20 protein-coding genes are annotated in these 23,582 nt (G+C 47.1%); 10 read left to right on the top strand and 10 right to left on the bottom strand.

Annotated elements, in window-relative coordinates:
* Positions 1 to 103 precede the first annotated feature (103 nt).
* Entirely contained in the window at positions 104 to 2,665 is a 2,562-nt protein-coding gene (gene mutS, locus ACMHKJ_RS03575) for a DNA mismatch repair protein MutS (protein WP_413492124.1), read from the bottom strand.
* 789 nt (positions 2,666 to 3,454) lie between these two features.
* The gene (locus tag ACMHKJ_RS03580; RefSeq protein ID WP_413492125.1) at positions 3,455 to 3,634 is read right to left on the bottom strand and encodes a hypothetical protein; all 180 of its coding nucleotides are present in this window, start codon (positions 3,632 to 3,634) and stop codon (positions 3,455 to 3,457) included.
* 600 nt (positions 3,635 to 4,234) lie between these two features.
* On the opposite strand from ACMHKJ_RS03580, the gene ACMHKJ_RS03585 reads away from it, so the two are divergent.
* Genes ACMHKJ_RS03585 through ACMHKJ_RS03595 form a run of 3 tightly spaced genes read left to right on the top strand, consistent with a single transcriptional unit; the run spans position 4,235 to position 7,505 of the window.
* A complete protein-coding gene (locus tag ACMHKJ_RS03585) occupies positions 4,235 to 5,212 on the top strand; it encodes a hypothetical protein (RefSeq protein WP_413492126.1) in 978 nt (325 codons plus the stop codon).
* Positions 5,212 to 6,354, top strand: coding sequence for a BamA/TamA family outer membrane protein (locus ACMHKJ_RS03590; protein WP_413492127.1), 1,143 nt, complete (start codon positions 5,212 to 5,214; stop codon positions 6,352 to 6,354). The genes ACMHKJ_RS03585 and ACMHKJ_RS03590 overlap by 1 nt, the downstream gene beginning before the upstream one ends.
* Positions 6,354 to 7,505: a DUF4056 domain-containing protein gene (locus ACMHKJ_RS03595; protein ID WP_413492128.1), complete on the top strand. Its 1,152-nt coding sequence runs from the start codon at positions 6,354 to 6,356 to the stop codon at positions 7,503 to 7,505. Before ACMHKJ_RS03590 ends, ACMHKJ_RS03595 begins: the two co-directional genes overlap by 1 nt.
* Here the strand turns inward: ACMHKJ_RS03595 and ACMHKJ_RS03600 are convergent.
* The 5 genes from ACMHKJ_RS03600 to ACMHKJ_RS03620 form a co-directional block, all read right to left on the bottom strand.
* Positions 7,485 to 7,964, bottom strand: coding sequence for a GNAT family N-acetyltransferase (locus ACMHKJ_RS03600; RefSeq protein ID WP_413492129.1), 480 nt, complete (start codon positions 7,962 to 7,964; stop codon positions 7,485 to 7,487). The two genes, ACMHKJ_RS03595 and ACMHKJ_RS03600, sit on opposite strands and share 21 nt — an antisense overlap.
* An 83-nt stretch (positions 7,965 to 8,047) precedes the next feature.
* Positions 8,048 to 9,130 (bottom strand): aldehyde dehydrogenase family protein, encoded by a 1,083-nt coding sequence (locus ACMHKJ_RS03605; RefSeq protein WP_413492131.1) that lies wholly within the window; start codon positions 9,128 to 9,130, stop codon positions 8,048 to 8,050.
* 19 nt (positions 9,131 to 9,149) lie between these two features.
* On the bottom strand, positions 9,150 to 10,148 hold the full coding sequence (locus tag ACMHKJ_RS03610) for a long-chain-fatty-acid--protein ligase (protein ID WP_413492132.1): 999 nt from the start codon (positions 10,146 to 10,148) through the stop codon (positions 9,150 to 9,152).
* A 515-nt stretch (positions 10,149 to 10,663) separates the two neighbouring features.
* The gene (locus ACMHKJ_RS03615) at positions 10,664 to 12,136 is read right to left on the bottom strand and encodes a DASS family sodium-coupled anion symporter (RefSeq protein WP_413492133.1); all 1,473 of its coding nucleotides are present in this window, start codon (positions 12,134 to 12,136) and stop codon (positions 10,664 to 10,666) included.
* A gap of 176 nt (positions 12,137 to 12,312) precedes the next feature.
* On the bottom strand, positions 12,313 to 13,251 hold the full coding sequence (locus ACMHKJ_RS03620) for a helix-turn-helix domain-containing protein (protein ID WP_413492134.1): 939 nt from the start codon (positions 13,249 to 13,251) through the stop codon (positions 12,313 to 12,315).
* 82 nt (positions 13,252 to 13,333) lie between these two features.
* On the opposite strand from ACMHKJ_RS03620, the gene ACMHKJ_RS03625 reads away from it, so the two are divergent.
* Positions 13,334 to 13,936: a TetR/AcrR family transcriptional regulator gene (locus ACMHKJ_RS03625; protein ID WP_413492135.1), complete on the top strand. Its 603-nt coding sequence runs from the start codon at positions 13,334 to 13,336 to the stop codon at positions 13,934 to 13,936.
* Positions 13,937 to 14,000: 64 nt separating this feature from the next.
* Here ACMHKJ_RS03625 and ACMHKJ_RS03630 read toward each other — a convergent pair whose 3' ends face one another.
* Complete coding sequence (locus tag ACMHKJ_RS03630; RefSeq protein WP_413492136.1) at positions 14,001 to 14,651, bottom strand: LysE family translocator; 651 nt, start codon at positions 14,649 to 14,651, stop codon at positions 14,001 to 14,003.
* 381 nt (positions 14,652 to 15,032) lie between these two features.
* On the opposite strand from ACMHKJ_RS03630, the gene ACMHKJ_RS03635 reads away from it, so the two are divergent.
* The 6 genes from ACMHKJ_RS03635 to loiP all read left to right on the top strand — a co-directional run bounded on the left by ACMHKJ_RS03635 (position 15,033) and on the right by loiP (position 21,505).
* The gene (locus ACMHKJ_RS03635; RefSeq protein ID WP_413492137.1) at positions 15,033 to 15,455 is read left to right on the top strand and encodes a hypothetical protein; all 423 of its coding nucleotides are present in this window, start codon (positions 15,033 to 15,035) and stop codon (positions 15,453 to 15,455) included.
* Positions 15,455 to 15,934 carry a hypothetical protein gene (locus ACMHKJ_RS03640; RefSeq protein WP_413492139.1) on the top strand — a complete coding sequence of 160 codons (480 nt, stop codon included), beginning with the start codon at positions 15,455 to 15,457 and terminating at the stop codon, positions 15,932 to 15,934. Before ACMHKJ_RS03635 ends, ACMHKJ_RS03640 begins: the two co-directional genes overlap by 1 nt.
* Before the next feature lie 515 nt (positions 15,935 to 16,449).
* On the top strand, positions 16,450 to 17,763 hold the full coding sequence (locus tag ACMHKJ_RS03645; protein ID WP_413492140.1) for a dicarboxylate/amino acid:cation symporter: 1,314 nt from the start codon (positions 16,450 to 16,452) through the stop codon (positions 17,761 to 17,763).
* A gap of 444 nt (positions 17,764 to 18,207) precedes the next feature.
* The gene (locus ACMHKJ_RS03650; protein ID WP_413492142.1) at positions 18,208 to 19,866 is read left to right on the top strand and encodes a fumarate hydratase; all 1,659 of its coding nucleotides are present in this window, start codon (positions 18,208 to 18,210) and stop codon (positions 19,864 to 19,866) included.
* A gap of 26 nt (positions 19,867 to 19,892) precedes the next feature.
* Positions 19,893 to 20,483 (top strand): cob(I)yrinic acid a,c-diamide adenosyltransferase, encoded by a 591-nt coding sequence (gene cobO, locus ACMHKJ_RS03655; RefSeq protein WP_413492143.1) that lies wholly within the window; start codon positions 19,893 to 19,895, stop codon positions 20,481 to 20,483.
* A 269-nt stretch (positions 20,484 to 20,752) separates the two neighbouring features.
* Positions 20,753 to 21,505, top strand: coding sequence for a metalloprotease LoiP (gene loiP / locus ACMHKJ_RS03660; RefSeq protein ID WP_413492144.1), 753 nt, complete (start codon positions 20,753 to 20,755; stop codon positions 21,503 to 21,505).
* A gap of 75 nt (positions 21,506 to 21,580) precedes the next feature.
* Here the strand turns inward: loiP and ACMHKJ_RS03665 are convergent, their stop codons facing one another.
* Positions 21,581 to 22,489 (bottom strand): LysR substrate-binding domain-containing protein, encoded by a 909-nt coding sequence (locus ACMHKJ_RS03665; RefSeq protein ID WP_067368221.1) that lies wholly within the window; start codon positions 22,487 to 22,489, stop codon positions 21,581 to 21,583.
* 30 nt (positions 22,490 to 22,519) lie between these two features.
* Complete coding sequence (gene cobT, locus ACMHKJ_RS03670) at positions 22,520 to 23,581, bottom strand: nicotinate-nucleotide--dimethylbenzimidazole phosphoribosyltransferase (protein WP_413492145.1); 1,062 nt, start codon at positions 23,579 to 23,581, stop codon at positions 22,520 to 22,522.
* Position 23,582: the final 1 nt, after the last annotated feature.

The following is a 23,582-nucleotide window of genomic DNA, read 5'->3' on the forward strand; positions in this document are numbered from 1 at the left end:
TTTAACGGTAAGCATTAACAGTAAATAATAACGGTAAATAATAACGGTAAATAATTAAAAGGGGGAATCGCTTCCCCCTTTTCGCTGTCTTTTTTTGATTGTCTCAGAGCATATCTTTCAGTCGATACAGTAAGTCCAGTGCCTGGCGCGGTGTCAGCGAGTCAGGATTGACGGATGCCAGCGCATCCAGCGCAGGGGAGGATTCTCCGGGGGTATCCAGCAGTGTCATTTGCGGCGTAGCCACATGCCCGGCTGTTGCATTCAGTGACAGCGTTTCAAGCTCACGCAGTTTCTGTTTTGCCCGTTTAATCACATCACGCGGTACACCGGCGAGCAGTGCAACTGCCAGACCATAGCTTTTACTTGCCGCGCCATCCTGCACACTGTGCATAAACGCAATAGTATCGCCGTGTTCAACGGCATCAAGATGAATATTGGCCACACCTTCCAGTTTTTCCGGCAGTGTTGTCAGCTCAAAATAGTGAGTGGCAAACAGCGTTAGTGCTTTGATACGGTTTGCCAGGCTCTCTGCACAGGCCCAGGCAAGAGAGAGCCCGTCATAAGTGGATGTGCCGCGCCCGATTTCATCCATCAGTACCAGGCTTTGCTCCGTGGCATTATGGAGAATATTGGCAGTTTCCGTCATTTCCACCATAAAGGTGGAGCGGCCTGATGCGAGATCATCAGAAGCCCCGACACGCGTGAAAATCCGGTCTACCGGGCCAATCAGCGCTTTTTCTGCCGGCACAAAACTGCCGATATACGCCAGTAAGGTGATCAGCGCAGTTTGCCGCATATAGGTACTTTTACCACCCATATTCGGACCGGTAATGATCAGCAGGCGGCGCTGTGGTGACATAGTCAGCGGGTTGGCAATAAACGGCTCAGCCAGCACATGTTCAACCACCGGATGGCGTCCGCCGGTTATCCGGATACCGGTTTTATCTGTCAGTTGCGGACAGGTATAGTTCAGTGTTTCCGCCCGCTCTGCCAGATTCGTCAGCACATCCAGCTCTGCCAGTGTATCGGAGCTGCGTTGCAGCGCTTCCAGATGTGGCAGCAGCAGATCAAACAGTTCCTCGTACAGCCCTTTTTCAATCGCGAGCGCTTTGCTTTTGGATGTCAGGACTTTATCTTCATACTCTTTCAGTTCAGGAATAATGTAGCGTTCGGCATTTTTCAGTGTCTGGCGGCGCACATAGTGGATTGGCACCAGATGGCTCTGCCCGCGGCTGACCTGGATGTAGTAGCCGTGAACGCCGTTGAACCCGACTTTCAGCGTATCAAGACCCAGTTTTTCCCGCTCACGGATTTCCAGCCTGTCGAGATAATCAGTCGCCCCGTCTGCCAGCGCGCGCCACTCATCCAGCTCTTCGTTATAGCCCGGAGCGATAACGCCGCCGTCACGCACCAGTACCGGCGGTGCTTCCACGACAGCCCGTTCCAGCAGCGCCTGTAATTCATCAAACTGACTTATACGTTTTTGTAATGTTTCAATATAGGGATCGGTAATACTGCTCAGCTGTGCCTGAATATCCGGATACTGAGTGAATGCATGACGCATCCTGGCCAGATCCCGCGGGCGGGCTGTGCGCAGAGCAAGGCGCGCAAGAACACGTTCGAGATCGCCGATTTGGCGCAGGAACGGTTGGATATCAGGGCTGATGCCCATCAGTGCGCCGATGGTTTTCTGGCGGTTTTCCAGCACAGTGCGATCCCGCAGCGGAGAGTGCAGCCAGCGCTTGAGCATCCGGCTGCCCATTGGTGTGACGCACAGATCCAGAACGGATGAGAGCGTATTCTCTGTTCCGCCGCTGAGGTTTTGGGTGATTTCCAGATTACGGCGGGTGGCGGCATCGAGGATCACATTTTCCTGAAGGTTTTCCAGCGTCACACTGCGGATATGCGGCAGTGAGGTGCGCTGAGTATCTTTCACATATTGCAGCAGACAGCCCGCCGCCTGTAGTGCAAGAGGTGCGTTTTCCACACCGAACCCATGCAGGTCGCGGGTGCCGAACTGTAAATTCAGCTGCTGGCGGGCAGTACCGATTTCAAATTCCCAGAGAGGGCGACGGCGCAGACCCTGCTGATGCTGAATAACAGCAAAATCAGTCATGTCTTCCGGATAGAGTAACTCGGCCGGGCGCGTGCGTTGCAATTCTGCCGCCATCGCGTCTTTATCTTCCAGCTGTAAAATACGAAAGCGACCGGATGTAATATCCAGTGTGGCGTAACCGAACCCGCGCGCATCCTGCCAGACTGCTGCCAGCAGGTTATCCTGGCGCTCTTGTAACAGCGCTTCATCACTGACGGTTCCGGGTGTCACAATGCGGATTACTTTGCGTTCAACGGGTCCTTTGCTGGTGGCAGGATCGCCGATTTGTTCGCAAATCGCCACAGACTCCCCGAGCTGTACCAATTTTGCCAGATACCCTTCCACAGCATGATGTGGTACACCCGCCATAGGAATAGGTTGTCCGGCAGTCTGACCGCGTTTGGTCAGCGAGATATCCAGCAACTGCGATGCCCGTTTGGCATCGTCAAAAAACAGCTCATAGAAATCCCCCATGCGGTAAAACATCAGGATATCAGGGTGCTGGGCTTTCAGCCGGAAGTACTGTTGCATCATGGGTGTGTGTGAGTCGAGATTCTGGTTGTCAGTCATAGGTATTCTGTGGTCACGCTGAAAAAGTTGTTATTTATCAACCATACGCATTGCTGTACGGTTTTCGCCAATACGTTTAAAATAGCACAGATTCTGATGGAAAAGGGACATCCTTCATACAGTGGCGTGAATTATTAAAAAAGATGGAGTGGGATCGCAGATTTAAGTCTTCCTGCGACTAACCGGTTTTTAATACTAAGTGGTAGTTAAAGAAATTGTAACCATTAAAAAGCCACGCAATTTTCATTACGTGGCTTGGGAGGGTAATAGCTGATATAAAAATATCAGTTATTTTACTATTAAACGCGTTATTGCAAACTACATCACAGATAAACGGTTAATTTGATTTTAAATATTGAGCGGAGTTCTAATCCGTGAACAGACACTCTCTATTTATCTGAATTAATAATATTATATACGGGCTGCTATCCGTAGTTTTAAATATCAACTCAGTAATGCTACACTCAGAACTAATAAGGGTGCCGAACTATTTTCATGTCTTAACAAAAAGAATATGAGGTACTATTAACGGTTGCTCGGGCACAATATCCGTTTTTACTTAATACTTATGTAATAAAGTATCTTATTTTCAACAATAATAATAATCTTAAGTAAAAAGGTTTTATCTTATGTGCTTAGCCCTAATTTAGAACATTTCACGATAATATCAACAAGTAAATGTGAAATTTGTTTTAATTAGGTAAATACCTCACTTTTTTACTGTATATTCAGCGGGAGTCTATTATTGTTTTGTTAATCAACATATGTGAACCTGTGATGTATTATTTATTATACTTCTGAGTAAGCGGTTGATCTCACGGTGTACTTACCATTTGCATCTTCACCACCCCGGAAGATATACAGACGGCCAGGGATAAAGAAGAAATTGAATGTTTTGCGATCTTCAATTTCAAAATTAAACTCGTGTGTACTGATTAACCCACCATTCGTGGTTGAAAATAGCTCCATAGATTTACTTTCTAAGCTAACTGCACAGAGGTAAGTTGTGGCAGTAAGGTCATCATAAGCAGCTTGCATAATATCATAATAACGGCCGAAGTTTTTGATAACAATACTTTCACCAAGCGTACCATTATCATAAATAGGCTTGATCAGATAATTACTGCCTTCATCTTCTGCCAGAATATAGTTTTTTTGCCAACCTGATATACAACAGTCAGTGGATAAATATGTCCGAACTCACCTTTATAAACTGTCTTAATTGTAGTTTTACGAGTCATTGTATTACTCCGTTTGTGGATTAAGCTTAGTATTACGTGGTTCGGCAATAGCTGTAAGGGAATGGAGTAATGCCTGCAATATTGAAAGCTAATGACCTTATTATTTTAATTATTGTAAATAAAATAAAAATATATGAGAATATTATATAGATGTTTTATTTGTTTTTTATAGAACATAAGATAATAACCCAATGCTATTATCGCGATACGAGATAATACCATTGGGTGCGTAGCAATAATTGTTAATATCCGCACATAATGTTCGCAATTTAAGGTGTTTAGCCGTTAGAATTCACCACCATTTAATTAAATAATACCGGCTTATATTATGTTACGCCCGATACTCCATTCCCTGATTATTACCGGCTCCCTGAGCCTGAGCGCTTTTTCCTTTGCTGACGGACCTTTACTTTCATTAAGTGTCAGCCAATCCGGGGCTGCATCACACAATGATGACGGCTCAATTGATGCGACGCGCCCGTCAGAATCCCAATCCCGTATTCTGCCTATCTGGGGTGATGACGCCCGCGCCCGGGGATATGATATCCCGGAGCCGTTTGGTATCGGTTATAACTATATGAATCTGCACCAGGATATTGTGGTAGATAAAATCGGTTTTATTTCACCCCGAATTCCCGGTTTAGAAGATATCATTGATGTTGATGCCGGACATACGCGTGAAAAGAGCGAAACGCATATGTTAAAACTGGATTCCTGGATATTTCCGTTTATGAACGTTTATGGTTTGTACGGAAAAACAAAAGGATCTTCAAATGCGGCGATTAACAGTATTAAACTCGGTGGGCAGGATGCAGGTTATGATCCCATGGATTTTAAACTTGATTTTGAAGGGAAAACTTACGGCGCTGGTATGACGCTTGCCGGTGGGTATGAACAATTTTTTGGTACAGTCGATTTTAACTATACCAAGACAAACCTGGATATTCTCGACGGGGATATTAAAGCGCTGGTTATTTCACCGCGTGTTGGTTATGAATTTATTTTTTCGCCGTTAATTTCCGGACAGGGTAATACAAAATTACAGGTCTGGACCGGGGCAATGTATCAGGATATTACCCAGCGCTTTAAAGGGGATATCAGCGGATTAAATTTACCCCCTGATTTTCAGGAATTAGTGGGTATGTTTGACTCTGATATGAAATTCGATGTCGAACAACACCTTGCTCATAAATGGAGCAATTTAGTCGGCGCACGTTTAGAAGTAACCCGCAATTTTAATATTATTTCAGAAGTGGGTTTTAATAATCGTAATAGTTTCTTTATCTCCGGCGAGTTCCGTTTTTAATGACGTTTCGTATTTACGTTACCGGGCTGGTACTGATCGGCCTGGTAACTGCACACACAGCAACTGCCTCCGTTTTACCTTCCCGTGACGATATTGATCATGCGTTGTCCGGGCTTGGCAGTAATAATCAGTTTGATCGAAGTAAAACCATTGACTGGGGTGTTTTACCTGGTCCTTTTTATACCCCGGAGCTGGAATTAGGCGTCGGTGTTGCATTGGTGGGGATGTATCAGGCGGACCGTGCTCCGGAGAGCAAAATTTCCACACTGTCACTCAGCGGATTTGCATCATCAACCGGGGCTTTCGGGCTGAATCTGAATAACTATACGTATCTTGATGATGACCGCTGGCGTTTTTATCTGAGCGGCACACTCAATAATGTTCCGACAAACTATTGGGGAAAAGGCTATCAGGCAGGGCGCCACAAAGATCATTTTGCTGAATATAAGTCACAGCAGCTGCGGCTGACGCCGTCACTGTTACGCCGGGTGGCTGATAATACGTATCTGGGATTGGGCTGGGATTTCAGCACACTGAATGTGGCATCACCGGATAAACCATTTCGTGATTATATGGCGACAAATAATGTTGGTTCACATTCGGTGAATTCCGGTGTCAGTGCCACATTCAGCTATGACAGCCGGGATTTCCTGCCGAATGCACGTCACGGACAGGCACTTGATCTCCGCTATACTTATTATGCGCCGTCAATCGGCAGTGACAGCCGCTTTAATACCACTGAAATTCAGTACAATTATTATTATCCGCTGGATGAAAAAAACGTTCTGGCATTTGATAATTTCGCGCGCTTTGCGTCCGGCGATGTACCGTGGGATCAATTTTCTCACCTGGGAAACGGGCGGCAGATGCGCGGCTATTACAATGGTCGTTATCAGGATAATCATATTTTTGCCACTCAGGTGGAATACCGTCGCAAGCTGGACTGGCGACACGGTATTGTATTCTGGGCGGGCAGCGGAACAATGAGTGACAGCGCACGCCATCTCGGTGGCGGTCACTGGTTGCCTAATGCGGGTGTGGGGTACCGGTTTGAATTTAAGCCACGGATGAATGTGCGGCTTGATTTTGGTGTCGGTAAGCAGAGCAGCGGTTTTTATTTCCAGGTCGGGGAAGCATTCTGATGCGCGGCATTATCACCGGTATTGCGTTTATTTTACTGCTGTCCGGTTGTCAGAGCCGGGTGGCAGATATTCCGTTTGTGACGGCGAATCTCACGCCACAGACCGGCGAAGTTGCCAAACAGGTATTTCCTGTCTCTGAGAAAGTCCCTGCGCCGGAAGGGCTGCGTCCTTGCTGTGCGTTCGGGTATGACCTGGGCACAAAACTGGGTCCGGTTCCTGTTCCCTTTTACCGGATAGGTAATGTTCTGACGACAGAAAGCCTGGGCGAGCATGCCTATAATGACAGTTTTTGGCTCGGGATAACGGAAGTCATTGGTTTAAGTAGTGAAAATTTAGGTATTATTTATTCCCTCAAAGGGGGATTTATTGATATCGCCCATGTACGGGATACCGCAGATTACACCTATTACTTGTTCACACAGATTTACCCGCGCCTTGGTGAGGCGTGGATGCTGACATTAACTGATGAGCTGGCCTCCCGCCGTATTCAGTTCCGGGCGTTTACGCCGCCGGATAATGCCGGCGATCGCTATACACTGAGTGTGTATCTGGCCGCACGCCTCGCGTTCCGGATAGCGGTATGGCATGAAATCGCCCAATGGTACGGTTATCATTCTGTTCCGGGGTTTTCAGAAGAAATCTCGGCATTTACCCCGGAAGATCTCTATTCGAATCTGCTGGGTGCCCGTCTTGCAATAACCTTGCTGCTTGAGGGACACGGTAGGTCGGTTGCGGATTTTAACCGTGGAATGCAGGGCATTTTACCATCAGCACTGGCACAGTTATCCGTGCAACCTGCGGATGCAACGCGTGCTGCATTTGACAGTATTGACGGGCGCTGGTGGGATAAACGTCAGCGGGTGCCGGAGAAATTTCTGGTGTTGTACCGGGATTATAATGTGGAGGATGATCGTTTGCCGTCGCAGCCGGAGCAGGAAACGGAGACTGCGATGCGATTGGCGCTACCGCAGCATTATCGCAACTGGTCACTGGCGGATTTAGCCGCATTTGAATTATGGCCTGCCCGCGATATGGGTAATTTACCGGCTACGGTGCTACCGTTTACAGAGCGTGATTTTCCGGCATTGATCCGGCATGCGGCGGCGGTTGACGCAAAAACTGCGCCGCCATCAGTGCAGAGAGATAAGTAACAGCGGCAGTACCCGCCCCGGCATAGATTCCGATGGTGTTTCTCCGATTCGGATAGCGCCCTGGCGGATATAAAAAGCTTCTGCATTCGGATCTGCATCGATCAGCAATGCACTCACGCACTGTGCCTGTGCCGCTGAAACTGCCCAGTGATACAGCGCACTTCCAATCCCGAGCCGTAAATAATCCGGATGAACAAAGAGTTTGGACAGCTTGCCGTTCTCTTCCTGGCGGTTGATTGTCAACTGAACTATTCCGGCGATTTTTCCGTTGATACGGGCAGTCATCAGCCAGGAGTGGTCAAAGTCGGCCGCCGTAATGGTCAGATCATCACGACAGGTTGCCATAAATTTTTCATCATATCCCCAGTACTGCTTTGAGCGCAGACACAGAGTTGTCAGGTATTCGGCTTCGTCGCGCTGAGGTGGAGAGAGTAAAAAAACGGGTGCTGCGATGGTCATCAGACTCAGATCCGTGGTTATGATGAGACACCTGATGATACCAGATCATGTGTCAGGCTGCGTAAGTTTGATGTGTGCGGACGTTACATGTTCTGCTGTGCCGTCAGAGTCGTTTTTGCCTTACTTTCATCGATGATAAATGTGACGGTGGAACTGAGGCAAAGCGGATGATTATGCATCTGCCCCGCGGCACAGTGACGGGTAAAGCGTGAGGCTTTTATCGCCGGCAGATCAGCGCGTCCGTGATAACTGAGCGTCTCAAGCTGCCCCGGCCAGTGTTTTGCTGCCCGTTTCAGGTTTTCTTCCGTATCACCTGCGATTAAATTAAACCCGTACGGTAAAAACTGGTCAGGATCACATGTCCGTTGCAGTGTTATTCCCCAGCCCGAACCGGGGCTGTAAGCGGCGGGTTTTAATGGCGGAGTCAGAATATGGCGCAGTGTCAGTTCTTTGCTTTTTGCCATCTGTAATAAACGGACCGATTCCGGCAGGCGGGGCAATTCATCAAGAAGCTGAACCAGTGAGAGATAAAGCCGTTCTGCTATCATCGGGCTGTCCAGCAGGATAAAGCGTGGCGAGCTGTTTACCTGCTGTGAGAACAGGCAGGTATCCCACAAAATCAGTTCCGGCGCAGGCAGATCCGCACCACATATCGCCATCGCACTGATTTTCGGTGCCGATTCGATAAGCCGGATATACGATGGTGTGATAGTCCGCCAGTGGCGGATAAGAGCATCATCACCTGCCGTGATAACGGTATCCGTGCCGCGCAACAGAGCGGCATCACTCAGCCCGGGGCAAACAACATCATACTGCGTATTGCCCGGGTCCAGATGTCGGCACAGCGTTGTCAGCCACTCCCGGTGGTGCCGGGTTTTAATGCGGATGGCAGATCCCGTAAGGCAGGCGGCAAGAAAGGTATCCAGAGTACTGAGCGGGTTGCATACGTCATCAATGATAAGGACTTGTTCCGGTGCCAGCCAGGGAGCTTGTCCCGGATCTTTTTCTGACTGATGCTCCAGTGCATTACTGTCCGCCAGCCATTGCAGGCGCAACTGACAGAATGATTGTGTTGCCGGATCAGCTGAAAACAGCAATTTCCGGGTCTGCGGGTCACTGAGCCAGGTTTTTACCGCGCTGATGCGTTGTCCTATCTCATCTGTCATAACATATACCCTTATTCATTTAAACTGCAGATTCGTTAGCGGCACAGTTGTTTTCCGGGGATGTAACAGTGCGGTGATAATGAATCCGGGGCAGTACGCAGCCGCATGGGCAGCCGGTTTCCTGCTCACATTCATCCATTGTCAGCAGGCGTTGGGCTGATAACCGGGTAAGAAGCGGCGTTTCAAGCTGAAGAAGCCCGCGTTTTCCGGGCGCCACCGGGTTGCCGTCTTCACCAATGAGGGCAACGCGGGCGAATGCAGGGATATGAAAATAGCCTTCTTTGCAGCTGATATAATGCAGCGGGTGTTCAGGAACGCCGTAAATTTCACGCAGATCAGTTGACGCTGCACGGAGTGTCAGCTGTAATTTTCCTGTCACTGCCGGGCTGTCAATATACTGCCCGCGCCCGGTTAAACCTTTAACCGTCCCTTTCAGCAAAAACGGCTCAGGGCAGTGCTGCGCGAGACGTTCCATGTGATGCGTTAACCCTAAGATATAAACAGGATCGGACTCTTCTGCCCAGCGTTTCAGTACAGACCAGGCCAGTGCCGCGTCTGTGTTTCCGCCGGCCGATACAGTACAAACACACTCTTTGACCGGGGCAAATAATGTTAAGCCCGGGAAAATCGCGGTATCACCATCCCGCACAGCAGTGATTAAACCGTCTGACAGCAACAGAAAACGTGATGGTGTAGTGGTCGTGAGTCCGTTCTCTCTGAGAATCGTCTTCATGGCGCGCTGAATGTGTCTGGTATTTTTATCATCAGTTTGTATTGCCGGGCATATACTGTTAAACAGTCCGGCAGGAATAACCGGGGACGGGCAGGCGTTATATAGCCGTGCGTAGACAGGATTATGTTCACGGTGGTAATTATCGGCTTGTGTCAGCGCCTGTTGATAGCGTGTTTCTGTTGAAGGCGTGACAGCGGAATAAGGTGCGGGGATATCTGCGAGCTGCTCAATAGCCCGGGTAGCCTCTGTATCGGCGGACTCCGGCTGTATTTTCATTGTCTGCATAATCCCTTCCGTGAAATAACTGATAAGACAGACCGGTTATTATATAAGGATTCCTCATCCGATAATTCTTAATTATACCCTTATTCATTCAAACTGCAGGTTCGTTGGCTGCACTCAGCCAGCCGGGTCACATACTGATGTATGCTCCCCGGCTATCTTCCCTTGCCGGCTGCCTGCATTCTGAATGACGTTGGGTATACCCTTATTCATTCAAACTGCAGGTTCGTTAGCTGCACTCAGCCAGCCGGGTCACATACTGATGTATGCTCCCCGTCTATCTTCCCTTGCCGGCTGCCTGCATTCTGAATGACGTTGGGTATACCCTTATTCATTCAAACTGCAGGTTCGTTAGCTGCACTCAGCCAGCCGGGTCACATACTGATGTATGCTCCCCGTCTATCTTCCCTTGCCGCCTGCCTGCATTCTGAATGTCGTTGGGTATAAACACAAAGGCTATCCGGAAAATATTGAGCCCGGATATTCCTGAGCGGAAATAGCTGTTTTGTGACAATACATTACCAGTATCCGAGGAATTTCCACCACAGGCTGCCGGTAACAATCCAGATAATCAGATTAACAATGCTCATCACCAGTCCTGTTTTCCACCATTCACCGAGAGTGGCATAGCCGGAGCCGAAAATAATCGGCGCTGTTCCTGTGCCGTAATGGGTCAGAGACATCATCAGGGAAGATGAGAATGCCAGTGTTAGTCCGAGCAGCATAGGCGGGGCGCCGAGTGATAATCCGGCGGCATAAAAGGCGGCAAACATGGCTGTAATATGAGCGGTGGTGCTGGCAAAGAAATAATGAGAATAGACATAGAACAGAACCAGCAGCAGCATGCCGCCCATCCAGCTTATTCCCATGTGGTCGATACCGCTGCCGACGGTGAGCGACACCCATTTTATCAGCCCGAGTTTTCCGAGGAACGACGCCATCATCACCAGGGCGGCGAACCAGACTACCGTATCCCATGCGCCTTTGTTTTTCAGAATATCATCCCAGCAGAGCACACCACTGCACAGCAAAGCGGTAAGGCCGATAAAGGCGGCGGTTGTCGGATGAACATTGTGTTCTGCACCGAACAGCAGGCCCGGAATACCTGCCCACAGTGCCAGAAGCAGGATAAATACGCCGAGTGTGATTTTTTCCGGCAGGGAAACGGGTCCCAGTTCATTGAGCCGCGCGCGGGCGAAATCCGGCGCATCAGGTGTGGCGGTAATCTCCGGTTTATACAGGAAATAAATAACCAGCGGCATAGTGATGAGTGAAATAAGCGCAGGTAAAAAGGCGGCAACAGCCCACATGGACCAACTGAGTTCGCTGCCGGCACCGGCTTCCTGAACAATCAGAGTGACAATCAGCGGGTTAGGTGCGGTGGCCGTAATAAACATGGCGGAGGTGATAGGGTTGGTATTGTAATTAACGAGCGCAAGATAGCGTCCTATTTTACCTGACGTACCATCTTCCGCTTTTGAATTAAAACTGTCAGCGATGGAGCGCATTATCGGGTGAATTATCCCGCCGCCACGGGCGGTATTACTCGGAGTCACCGGGGCAAGAACCGTTTCGGCAATGGCCAGGGAATACGCAATTCCCAGCGTTCGTTTGCCGAACAGTGAAATAAAATAGTAGCCGATACGCGCACCCAGCCCGGTTTTATTCAGGCTCAGGGAAACCATAATAGAAATACCGATAAGCCAGATCAGTTCATTGGAAAAGCCGCTTAGTGCATCATTAATTGCACCTTTGACTGAATCAGGATTAGTCACGCCGGTTACGGCAACCAGCGCAATGGCCACAATAGCGACAGCGCCGATAGGCAGCGCTTTACCGATAATCGCCGCGATAGTCCCGACAAACAGAGCGAGCAAATGCCAGGCATTCGGATCAACCTTGTCAGGAACAGGAATAACAAACCAGATAATTAAGGTAATCGTGATAGCAATTAAGGCGGGAACCGGTTTAAGCGGGGTCAGTTTATTCATAAATCCATCCGTAGTGATTTTATTTAACTGCCGGTGGGTGAATGCTCAGTACTGATATATTATATTGATTTTCTGGTGGTTGTATTTTGACCGGAATCGATTTTTTACTATCAGCCGGCTATTTTTATGTTACAAAAAATAAACCGGCGCAGTATTAATAATTGGCGGGGTATAACTCAGAGGACAGGAATATAGTAATCGACCCGCAGCCGTTGCGGCAAATTGTCACTTATTTCTTCTGTGCGGGTATGTTTTTCAATATCAAGGCCGGGACGACGGCATAATCCAAGCTGCGGTAATGAATAAAGGTACATATTGAAGGTAAAGTCGCGGTAATCACTGAATAAACCATCAAAATGAAACTTTGCGTATTTCCCACGGCTGATAACCGCCGGTGTGAGCTGATTTTCCTGACGGATTAACTCAGCATCATCAACACCGATATGATAGCTGATAGCAATACCTTCCGGATCATCGGCCATATTGTCCCAGGCAGTCCGGACATAACAGTGCTGAATATCCGGTGATACCAATTGGAAAAAATCGCGCCAGAATGTACAGCGGATCTCTTCATGTAAATGCCCTATTTCATCTAATGATGACAGATAGTGATAACCTTTTTCATGCAAAGAGATAGCATCCAGAACCACAATTTCCGGCTGTGGCAGCGCGGTTACGTCTGTGCGCAGCGGAGGTTGCAGCGTGTTCAGATCCCAGTTCGGACTCTGGCGGTACTCTGTCGGTGTCATCTCAAACACGGCTTTAAAACGCCGGGCAAAGGATTGCTGAGAATCAAACTGATATTTAAGGGCGATATCCCCGATATTTTTTGTGGTCAGGCGCAGCTCAGTCGCGGCTTTGGTCAGGCGACGCCTGCGGATATACCCGGCGAGTGTCAGGCCGGTAAACCGTTTGAAGATCCGCTGGAAATACCATTTGGTATAACCGGATCGCTCTGCAACCACATCCAGTTGCAGTGATTTATTCAGGTTATGCTCAATCCATAAAATAATGTCTTTTATCACGCTGAGATAAAAGGCATTTTCATCCTGTTCTTTCTCCGGAACTGATGATAAATCAACGGGTTCGGATGTGGCGGTGTTATGTTTCAGCATACGGATTTCCGGCTCATTGGCACACAAAAAAATACTGTGATACGATTACATACCAACGGTATGTAACAGGGTTATATTTACCATGAACACATTGACCGGGCAACAGGAAAGTTCAGCGCGAACGCGCCTGGCATTGCTCAATTCTGCTCATCAGCTTTTTATTGAAAAGAGCTATCAGGCGGTTTCTGTTGATGAAATTGCCCGTGATGCCCGGGTAACAAAGGGCGCTTTTTATCATCACTTTAAAAATAAACGTGATGTGTTACTGCACTGCTATGAAGCACAGTTACAGCGGATAAGCGCCCGGCTTGATGCCATTGTGCCGCCGGAGGATAAATGGCAGGAACTGGAAGACATTGTCAGTTGTTTTATTGATTACCTACAGGGGCATTACCGCGAGCTTATTCCTATTCAGGAAGTTATGTCTGTGCTCGGCTGGTATGAATTTGAACATATTAACCGGTGTTATATCAGCAGGCGGGTTGATAGTATTCTCAGTGATCTGAAAGCAGAGCAGTGTATTAAAAACTATAACATCGATCTGCTGTGCAGCTTAATCCACGGCTTTATGAGCCATATTACGCTGAATATTAAAAACCTGGTCGATTATCCGGATTTTAAAGAAAATTTTATTGAAATTTATAATAATTTTCTGCAAACACTAAGGAAGATCCCGGATAATTAAAGCGGCTGTAAATGACCGAATCGGTTTTTTAGTTTTGATGACATTATTCCGTGTGAAAACGGGGCTAAGACGGATTTTTAAATGTCATATGAAGTATTTTCAGTCCGACCATTCCGAGAATAACACCCGCCGTTTTATCTATCCAGTATGCGCAGCGGTTAAATTGATGGCGTACCGCCGGGCGGGTCAGAAGATACATAATCAGACTATCCCATATTAACACCGCCATTATCATCCAAAGCGCGATGCCGGTTTTAAATAATGCAGAATTATCCTGACTTTCCAGTACGACAGTGAACAGACTTAAATAGAATAATAAATTTTTCGGGTTTAATAACCCTGATGATAAGCCAACCAGGAATTCCTTAAAAAAAGTACTCTGACGGCGTGATTCTGTATTTTCAGCAGCCTGTGCCATCAGAAAAGCATAATCCGATTTTTTTGCCCGCAGTGCCTGCCACGCGATATAAAGCAAAAATAACCCGCCAAATAACTTTATGATGATCATCAGCGTGACTGATTGCGCGAGAATAGCGCCGGCACCGGCTAAACAGAGCATAATATAGAGCGCATTAGCCGTAACAATACCGGAGACTACACCGAATGCGACCCACCGGGTATTGCGCAGTGTGCTTTTAATAATCAACAGAAAATCCGGTCCCGGGCTTATCAGTGCAATAAAGTGGGCAAGAGCAACTGCCATAAAAATCATCATGCGGGCCATCCGGTAAATAAAATAATCGCAGAAAAAAACATAACACCGAACGGGTTACGGTTGTACGTTAATATGCAGGAAGTGCACATAATGCACAACAACCCCGCAGGGCGGTAACAGGTAATGATTAATAACGGATTACATCATTTATTTTTCTGATAATTACATCGTTAGAAAAATAAGGTGGATTGGTGATAGTGGAAAAGAATCTGCGGTAATAACAGGTTTATCCACTGTATAAAAATAATCATTCTGCTATTCAGGTCATTTCCTCATTATTCTGTCTTTGCAGATAAAACATACCGGAAACTGTATCTGTACCCCCGGAAATAATGATTGATAATATCGGGCTTATAGTCATCAAATATAATGAGATAGCAAATGAAAACCACATTAAAATTAAGTGTATTAGGTTTTGTTGTTTTACTGGCAGCGGCATGTGACAGTCTGGATCCTGATAGTACAAAAAATGAGTTTTGGTACAGTAATCCGGCGAACAGCGCTCTGACATTTAAGGTGGATGATAAAGACTATACCCTTGAACCCGGAACTACCGGCAGTCTTAAATTATCACCTGGTATGCACAGCATTCAGAATGCAAAAGGTGAGAAATACAATTTTATGGTGTATGAAAATAACAGTGGCGGCATTATTAATCCGGATAATCACGTTTATTATATGTTATCGGAAATCTATGCGACAGAAGGTCAGAGTACCCGTTTTAAACCGGTACTTTTTGATGTCACTATTAATGGTCATGAATTACAGATGCCGGTACGCAGCAGTAATGCAGTAATGCAGTAATGATTGATCATAACCTGTTTAATTGCAGCTATCCGGTTGGTAAGCCATTCCCTGATGAAATTACCACCGGTGACCGCAAGTCAGTCGGTAATATTAAAACAAAATGTTTTGATAAGGCAGAATTAGTCGCTTATATCGCATCTGATTATGGTCAAAAATTGGCTCCGGCGGCTCCCGGAAATGAAATCAAAGACAGTGTGAATATGACCTTTGATTATACCATTCCGGTACCTGCTTTTAAGGATGCAGAGACACAGAAGCAGGCTGTAAAATTAACCGGTCTTCTGACACAGATAAAAGAGTCAGATAATGCGGATATTCACGATAAGCTCAATGATGAAATCCATCAGACAACAATGGCTTTTGTTTCTGCTTCGGCAAAAAGTGGCTCTTCAAATACCGTTGCAGAGAATGAGTATCACAATGATTTTATGAAACAGACAGGTAATTTCCGTGGTTATGGTATTCTGCCAAAATAAACGGATTACAGGATGGTTTTCAGAGAGGGCAGCACTGTGTGCAGCCCTTTTTTTATAAATAAAATTAATAAAAAAGAAGATATTGGTGTTTTTATCAGCAACAAAAAATTAAACAATAAAGCGCGTCATATCAAATAAAAAAGGAGTATGATTTTCTGAGAGCCATATTTCTTAATGAAAAACAGGCCATTCGTATAAAAAACAAACATCATTGTTGATGTGATGTGAATAACGTTAATAAAGTAACTTTATTGCGTAACATCGATTACGTGATCCTTAATCTGCAACAAAATAATGGCTGAATTGTGTTCAGTTCAGTGGGTAAAATTACGCATTGCTATGTGAATGGCGGTGTATTTTATTGATCATTTTGTTAAAGGCAGACGTCAGTATTGTTCTTAACTCCCCTTCTTTCTGTGTATGGTTTTTTCTGTTGCAGGCAATAACAGAGATAATCAATCAGATTTATTTAAGTCTCCCGGGAGAATAATACACATCAGCATAACGGAGATAGTATGAAGTCAAAAAGTTTAACGACCTGGATTGTCGTCGCATTATTTTTCGGGGTGATCGTCGGATTTGCTTTGAATAATCTGGCAACGGCTGAATTTAATCAGCAGTATTCTACCGATATTTCAATTGTCACTGATATCTTTTTACGCCTGATCAAGATGATTATCGCCCCGTTAATACTCTCCACGCTGGTGGTGGGAATTGCAAAAATGGGCGATGCAAAAACCCTCGGACGGGTTTTTTCCAAAACGCTATTTCTGTTTATTTGTGCATCATTTATTTCAATCACCCTCGGGCTGGTGATTGTTAATCTGCTTAAACCCGGGGCTGGTATTAATTTTGTGGCACCCGCTGATGCCACTATAGATAATGTTTCTGTAGTGTCATTTTCGGTGAAAAATTTTATCGCGCATTTGATCCCGACCAGCATAGTTGATGCAATGGCGCGCAATGAAATATTGCAAATTGTTGTATTTTCAATCTTTATGGGAATTGCCCTTTCCGCCATCGGCGAAAAAGGCCGGCCGATTCTGGCTCTGCTGGAATCCGTTGTCAGCCTGATGCTGAAACTGACCGGCTATGTGATGCTGTTTGCGCCATTAACGGTGTTTGCGGCTATTTCAGGCATGATTGCAGAGCGCGGGCTGGTGGTCTTGCTGAACGCCGGGATTTTCATGGGTGAGTTTTACCTGACCCTGGCGACATTGTGGCTGGTATTAATTGGTTTGGCGGTGCTGATTGTCGGGCGTTGTGTTTTGCGCCTGACTAAGGGGATAACTGAGCCAGCTTTGCTGGCATTCACCACTTCAAGCTCTGAGGCGGCTTTTCCGGGCACGCTGAAACAACTGGAGCAGTTTGGTGTTTCTAACAAAATTGCCAGTTTTGTTCTGCCTATCGGCTATTCCTTTAATCTTGTCGGTTCAATGGCATATTGCTCTTTTGCGGTTATTTTTATCGCGCAGGCGTGCAATATTGACATCTCTGTGGGCGATCAGGTAACTATGCTGCTTATCCTGATGCTGACTTCCAAAGGAATGGCCGGGGTGCCGCGGGCATCGCTGGTGGTGATCGCCGCCACACTGACGCAGTTTAATATCCCGGAAGCCGGGCTTATCCTGCTGATGGGGGTTGATCCGTTCCTGGACATGGGGCGTTCAGCGACAAATGTGATGAGCAATGCAATGGGCGCTGCGATTGTCGGGCGCTGGGAAGGTGAGCATTACGGGGAAGGGTGCCACGGAAAGCCGCCGGTGATCTCTGTACAGGCATCTGATGACGATTTAACAGAGCCGGCGCCTGTCAGAACTGTCATCTGAACCGGACTTCACATGCTGTAAAAACGCAGGCCGTATTTTCCGGCCTGCATTTTTTTGTTCGCGACAGAATATCCTATGACCAGCTTAACACTTTTACACTTTAGTTATTTTGTATTTAGTAGTCTGGATCTCATTTTTTATAAAATAAAGTTTGGGTTTTTATTTTATAAATTTATAACCATCATTAAATATGATTTTAATATGTTATTTTATCATTTTAAATTCGTTAATTAATATTGTATTTTATTGTTTTATAACTTATTTATTATTTTAATGAAAATGTAGTGATATACATTGGTTTATTCTTTAAATTCACCAACTCCTTCATTTTAATCATTTGTTTTCAGCGGCGATAAACAACCATAATCAGTCAGGATATGTCTATTTTTAAATCTTATGTCGGATGTTCTTCATTCTCTTTCTGATTTAATACGAGTGAATATAATGACAAATAAAACTTTTGAGTATCAGGATCCTTTCCCGTTATCTGAAGATAAAACGGATTATTATTTGCTGAGCAAGGAGCACGTTTCAACGGTGACATTTGAAGGTCGTGAAATGTTAAAAGTTGAACCGCAGGCTCTGACACTCATTGCTGAGCAGGCCGTCCATGATGCCTCCTATTTCCTGCGCCCGGCGCATCAGCGCCAGGTTGCCCAGATATTAAGTGATCCGCAGGCCAGCGAAAACGACAAATATGTCGCGCTGCAACTGCTGCGTAATGCCGAAATTTCGGCGAAAGGCGTGCTGCCGAACTGCCAGGATACCGGAACGTCCACGATTGTGGCGAAAAAAGGTCAGCAGGTATGGACCGGCGCAAATGATGCTGAGTGTTTATCCCGTGGTATCTACAATACTTTCCGTCGCGAAAACCTGCGCTACTCGCAAAATGCGGCGCTGGATATGTACCGGGAAGTGAATACCGGCACCAATTTACCGGCACAGATTGATATTTTTGCAACCGAAGGAGCAGAATATCACTTCCTGTTTGTCAACAAAGGCGGCGGCTCAGCAAATAAAACGGCACTGTACCAGGAAACAAAAGCTATTCTGGAACATGACCGTCTGAAAGCCTTTCTGATTGATAAAATGAAATACCTCGGTACAACGGCCTGTCCGCCGTACCATATTGCATTTGCTATCGGCGGTACTTCACCGGAAATGAACCTGAAAACCGTAAAACTGGCATCCACCAAGTATTACGACAATCTGCCGGACAGCGGCAATGAGCTGGGTCGTGCATTCCGTGACAGAGAGCTGGAGCAGGAACTGTTGGAAGCGACCCGCGAATTTGGTTTCGGGGCACAGTTCGGCGGTAAATATTTTGCGCATGATATCCGGATTATCCGCCTGCCGCGTCATGGCGGTTCATGCCCTATTGGTTTGGCGCTCTCTTGTTCATCTGACCGTAATATCAAAGGGAAGATAACAAAAGACGGGATCTGGCTGGAGAAACTGGAGTACAACCCGGGAAGCTACATTCCGGAGTCCATGCGTACTGAAGATGAAAGTAACATGGTTAATATCGACCTGAACCGGCCGATGGCAGACATTCTGAAAGAGCTGAGCAAGTATCCGGTTTCAACCCGCGTATCACTCAGCGGACCGCTTATTATTGCCCGTGATATCGCACACATGAAACTGAAAGAGCGTGTGGACAGAGGCGAGGGCTTACCGCAGTACTTCAAAGATTATATGGTGTACTATGCGGGACCGGCGAAAAAACCGGAAGAGCTGGTTTCCGGCTCTCTGGGGCCGACAACCGGTAACCGTATGGATCCGTATGTGGACTTGTTCCAGTCGATGGGCGGCAGTATGCTGATGCTCGCGAAAGGAAACCGCAGCCAGGCAGTGACGGATTCCTGTAAAGCACACGGCGGTTTCTATCTGGGCAGTATCGGCGGATCAGCGGCTATTCTGGCACAGGAATATGTGAAGAGCCTGGATATCCTGGAGTACCCTGAGCTGGGTATGGAAGCGGTCTGGAAAATGGAAGTGGAAGGGCTCCCGGCATTTATCCTTGTGGATGATAAAGGGAACAATTTCTTCGAGCAGGTTCAGACTAAAAAATGTGATAAATGCGTGGCGGGTCAGCCTGCCTGAGCCAACACTTTCCCTGAGGAGTTTGCATGAGTGACGAACGTTATCAACAACGACAACAGAAACTGAAAGATCATGTCGATGAGCGCGTTGCCGCTGCTCAGAAAACCGGTGGCGTTCTGATGGTATTCACCGGAAACGGGAAAGGGAAATCCACAGCGGCTTTCGGGACGGCAACCCGCGCCATCGGACATGGTATGAAAGTCGGTGTTGTGCAGTTTATCAAAGGTCAGTGGGAATGCGGCGAGCGCAATGTTCTGGAAAAACTGGGCGTTGAGTTTCATATCATGGCGACCGGTTTTACCTGGAACACGCAGGACAAAGAAGGTGATACCCGTGCGGCACAGGAAGTGTGGCAGTACGGCAAGGCAATGTTACAGGATGCATCTTATGATCTGGTTATCTTTGATGAACTGACCTATATGGTGCGCTACGGGTATGTTGACCTGGATGAAATTATTTCCTTACTGAAAAATCGTCCGGAAAATCAGAGTGTGATTATTACCGGGCGGGGCTGCCACCGGGATATCACGGATTTGGCCGATACCGTCAGTGAGTTGCGACCGGTCAAACACGCCTTTGATGTCGGTATTGCTGCTCAGAAGGGTATTGACTGGTAAGTCTCTGCTCTGCTGTGAATTCTGCTGTATCTGTTTTAAATATCGCCTCCGTTATTCACGGGGGCGATTTTTTATATAGTTATATAAAAAATACTAATGATTTAATGGCAGTGTAACCGTATTTTATTACCCATAAAAATGAGTTTTTGATCCCGGAATGAGAACATTCTGTGATTTTTCAGAATAGGCTGCTTCCGGTCTGTGACTGAAAATTGTTACTTTCTGATACGTCGTATAAAACTAATTTATAATAAATGGATAGGGAAATAATGAAACTGAAAACAGCTCTGGCTATTGCATTAACAACAACAGTACTTGCAGGGTGCCAGAACATGAATTATGACGCACTGGCGCAATCCGGCGGACAGTTATTTCAGGCCGCAACATTAACGGATGCGGATATGGTGAAACTGACTGACGGCGCCTGTAAAGAAATGGATGCGCAGAACAAGGTTGCTCCGGCATCAAGTAAATACACTGCCCGCATGAATAAAATTGCCAAATCATTAGGTTCTAATATTGATGGCACTAATGTTAATTATAAAGTGTATATGACAGAGGATGTGAATGCCTGGGCAATGGCAAATGGCTGTGTGCGTGTATACAGCGGCCTGATGGACATGATGACTGACAATGAGGTTGAAGGTGTTCTGGGTCATGAAATCGGTCACGTTTCCCTTGGTCACTCCCGTAAAGCGATGCAGGTTGCTTACAGCACCGTTGCAGCAAAAACAGCGGCAGGCTCTGCCGGGGGTATCGCATCACAGCTGAGTAACTCTCAGTTTGCTGATATGGGTGTGAAGTTAGTGAATTCGCAGTTCTCTCAGCATCAGGAATCAGAAGCGGATAATTACTCTTATGACCTGCTGAAAAAACGTAACATTTCCACCGAAGGGTTGGCAACCGGGTTTGAAAAATTCGCCGCTCTGGATAAAGGCAAGAGCAGCATGTTTGACTCTCACCCGCCATCAACTGAGCGCGCTGAGAATATCCGCAACAGAATCGCGAAAGACAAAAAATAAGTCTCAGTGTCTTTGATGCAAAAGAAAAAGTGATACCGTGAGGTATCACTTTTTTTGTCCGGTACTTGTTTGGTATTAAGGCAATATCAGCTCTTTTTCCCGTGATTTCTGATGGATCCAGTCACTGAATTTACGCAGATTCAGGGATCCCTTTTTGTCCTCTTTATAGGTGAGAACAAAACGGTTGCCGGTGCTCATCGGCAGGTCGCACGGAATAACCAAATCACCGTTTTCCAGATCTTTTTGTATCGCAAAGCGCGGCAGAAGTGCCACACCGAGATTGGAGCGGATTGCGGAGATAAGCATAGAGAGCAAATCAAAGCGCGGGCCGACACGGGTTTTCGGATTGTGAATTCCGGAAAGCTGGAACCAGTCACTCCACGCGTCCAGCCGTGTGGTCTGGTGCAGCAGGGTAAATTCTTCCAGTACCTGGCTGGTGGTGAGTTTGACACTGTCATCACACAGCATCCGGCTGCATACCGGTACCAGTTCTTCTTCAAACAGATATTCAAAGTCCGGCCACGGATTGCAGAAATCTTCCCGCATAATTGCCGCGTCATATTTCAGGCTGGTAAAATCGGATGGTGTGGTTAATGCACTGATGCTCAATGCGATTTCCGGATGTTTCTCACGAAACCCCTGAAGATTGGGGATAAGCCAGTGTGTGCTGAATGTCGGCGTGACCGCCAGTTCAAACAGTTGCTGGGAGGATTGCCAGGACATAATATCCTGCGTGTCTTTCTCCAGTTTATCCAGAGTTTCATGTACCAGCCCGAGGTAATGTTTTCCCGCATCACTGAGAAAAATACGTTTACGGACGTGATGAAACAGCGACACATTTAAAAACTCTTCCAGCCCGGCTATCTGGCGGAAAACGGCACTCTGGGTCAGTGATAGCTCTTCCGCTGCCCGCGTGTAGCTTTCATATTGTGCGACAGCCTCAAAGGTTATCAGTAAATCCGTTTTTGGGATCTTCTTTCGCATTGCGTTTTACTCCCTAAAAAAATATCCATTTTACCGGGTCGGAGACGGCGGCAGCGAGAAACCACTGGCGGCCTGATGTCCCATATAGCAGTACATACTGCACGCGGCGTTGATGACTGACATTGCTAATGCCGCGCCACTGCCTTCACCCAGGCGGAGATCTAAATATAAGAACGGTTTGAGTCCGAGTTGCTCTAAGGCGATACCCGCGCCTTTTTCCGCAGAAAAATGAGACGGGATCAGATAATCACGGACTTTTGGTGCCAGGCGACAAGCGGCTATCGCACAAGCGTAGGATAAAAAACCATCAAGAACAACCGGGATACCGCAGGCGGCAGCGCCAAGGATAACCCCGGTCATCCCGGTCAGGTCATACCCGCCGATTTTGGCAAGCACATCAACCGCATCCGCCGGGTCCGGCTGATTCAGCGCGATAGCCTGACGCACTATCGCTTCTTTATGGGAAACGCGATCCAGCGGAAGATTGGCACCGATCCCGACAGTATCATGTGGATCAAGCCCGCACAGCACACTGATCATGGCTGAGGCCGGAGTGGTATTGGCAATACCCAGCTCACCGGTACCGATCACGCGGATACCCTCTGCCACGCGGGTTCTGACTAATTCTGCACTGGCTACCAGCAGGTGTTCGGCATCCTGGTAAGACATTGCCGGACCTTTGGCGATATTGCCGCAGCCCCGTGCCAGTTTCAGGCTGATCATGCCGTCGATAGGCTCACAATCAATACCGATATCCACCGGCAGCACGCTGGTTCCGCTGCTGCGGGCAACCGCACAAACACCGGTCAGCTGCTTTTGGATATTACGTGCCTGAATAGCGGTAACATTCTGTGGTGTGACGGCGACGCCTTCTTCAAATACGCCGTGATCCGCACACATCACAATAATTTCTTTTGGTAAATCATCGAGTTTATCAATACCCGGCATGCCTGCGAGGAGAACAGCAAGGTCTTCCAGCCGTCCCAGGCTGCGCGGGGGCTTGGCTAATCCCCCGATATGCTGCTCTGCCATCTGCATGGCGGTGTGATCCAATGGCGGTATTGCACGGATCAGGTCTTCCAGTGTCGTCATT

Origin of the sequence: Morganella psychrotolerans, assembly GCF_965118875.1 — a bacterium.
GTDB lineage: Bacteria > Pseudomonadota > Gammaproteobacteria > Enterobacterales > Enterobacteriaceae > Morganella > Morganella psychrotolerans_C.

What these genes read in the sequence shown, in the direction of transcription:
- ACMHKJ_RS03580 (WP_413492125.1), bottom strand. Translation starts at nt 3,634, where the DNA reads ATGGAGCTATTTTCAACCACGAATGGTGGGTTAATCAGTACACACGAG.
- ACMHKJ_RS03640 (WP_413492139.1), top strand. Translation starts at nt 15,455, where the DNA reads ATGATTGATCATAACCTGTTTAATTGCAGCTATCCGGTTGGTAAGCCA.
- ACMHKJ_RS03590 (WP_413492127.1), top strand. Translation starts at nt 5,212, where the DNA reads ATGACGTTTCGTATTTACGTTACCGGGCTGGTACTGATCGGCCTGGTA.
- mutS (WP_413492124.1), bottom strand. Translation starts at nt 2,665, where the DNA reads ATGACTGACAACCAGAATCTCGACTCACACACACCCATGATGCAACAG.
- ACMHKJ_RS03635 (WP_413492137.1), top strand. Translation starts at nt 15,033, where the DNA reads ATGAAAACCACATTAAAATTAAGTGTATTAGGTTTTGTTGTTTTACTG.
- ACMHKJ_RS03630 (WP_413492136.1), bottom strand. Translation starts at nt 14,651, where the DNA reads ATGATGATTTTTATGGCAGTTGCTCTTGCCCACTTTATTGCACTGATA.
- ACMHKJ_RS03585 (WP_413492126.1), top strand. Translation starts at nt 4,235, where the DNA reads ATGTTACGCCCGATACTCCATTCCCTGATTATTACCGGCTCCCTGAGC.
- ACMHKJ_RS03605 (WP_413492131.1), bottom strand. Translation starts at nt 9,130, where the DNA reads ATGACAGATGAGATAGGACAACGCATCAGCGCGGTAAAAACCTGGCTC.
- cobO (WP_413492143.1), top strand. Translation starts at nt 19,893, where the DNA reads ATGAGTGACGAACGTTATCAACAACGACAACAGAAACTGAAAGATCAT.
- ACMHKJ_RS03620 (WP_413492134.1), bottom strand. Translation starts at nt 13,251, where the DNA reads ATGCTGAAACATAACACCGCCACATCCGAACCCGTTGATTTATCATCA.
- ACMHKJ_RS03650 (WP_413492142.1), top strand. Translation starts at nt 18,208, where the DNA reads ATGACAAATAAAACTTTTGAGTATCAGGATCCTTTCCCGTTATCTGAA.
- ACMHKJ_RS03625 (WP_413492135.1), top strand. Translation starts at nt 13,334, where the DNA reads ATGAACACATTGACCGGGCAACAGGAAAGTTCAGCGCGAACGCGCCTG.
- ACMHKJ_RS03600 (WP_413492129.1), bottom strand. Translation starts at nt 7,964, where the DNA reads ATGACCATCGCAGCACCCGTTTTTTTACTCTCTCCACCTCAGCGCGAC.
- ACMHKJ_RS03665 (WP_067368221.1), bottom strand. Translation starts at nt 22,489, where the DNA reads ATGCGAAAGAAGATCCCAAAAACGGATTTACTGATAACCTTTGAGGCT.
- ACMHKJ_RS03615 (WP_413492133.1), bottom strand. Translation starts at nt 12,136, where the DNA reads ATGAATAAACTGACCCCGCTTAAACCGGTTCCCGCCTTAATTGCTATC.
- ACMHKJ_RS03645 (WP_413492140.1), top strand. Translation starts at nt 16,450, where the DNA reads ATGAAGTCAAAAAGTTTAACGACCTGGATTGTCGTCGCATTATTTTTC.
- ACMHKJ_RS03610 (WP_413492132.1), bottom strand. Translation starts at nt 10,148, where the DNA reads ATGCAGACAATGAAAATACAGCCGGAGTCCGCCGATACAGAGGCTACC.
- loiP (WP_413492144.1), top strand. Translation starts at nt 20,753, where the DNA reads ATGAAACTGAAAACAGCTCTGGCTATTGCATTAACAACAACAGTACTT.
- ACMHKJ_RS03595 (WP_413492128.1), top strand. Translation starts at nt 6,354, where the DNA reads ATGCGCGGCATTATCACCGGTATTGCGTTTATTTTACTGCTGTCCGGT.
- cobT (WP_413492145.1), bottom strand. Translation starts at nt 23,581, where the DNA reads ATGACGACACTGGAAGACCTGATCCGTGCAATACCGCCATTGGATCAC.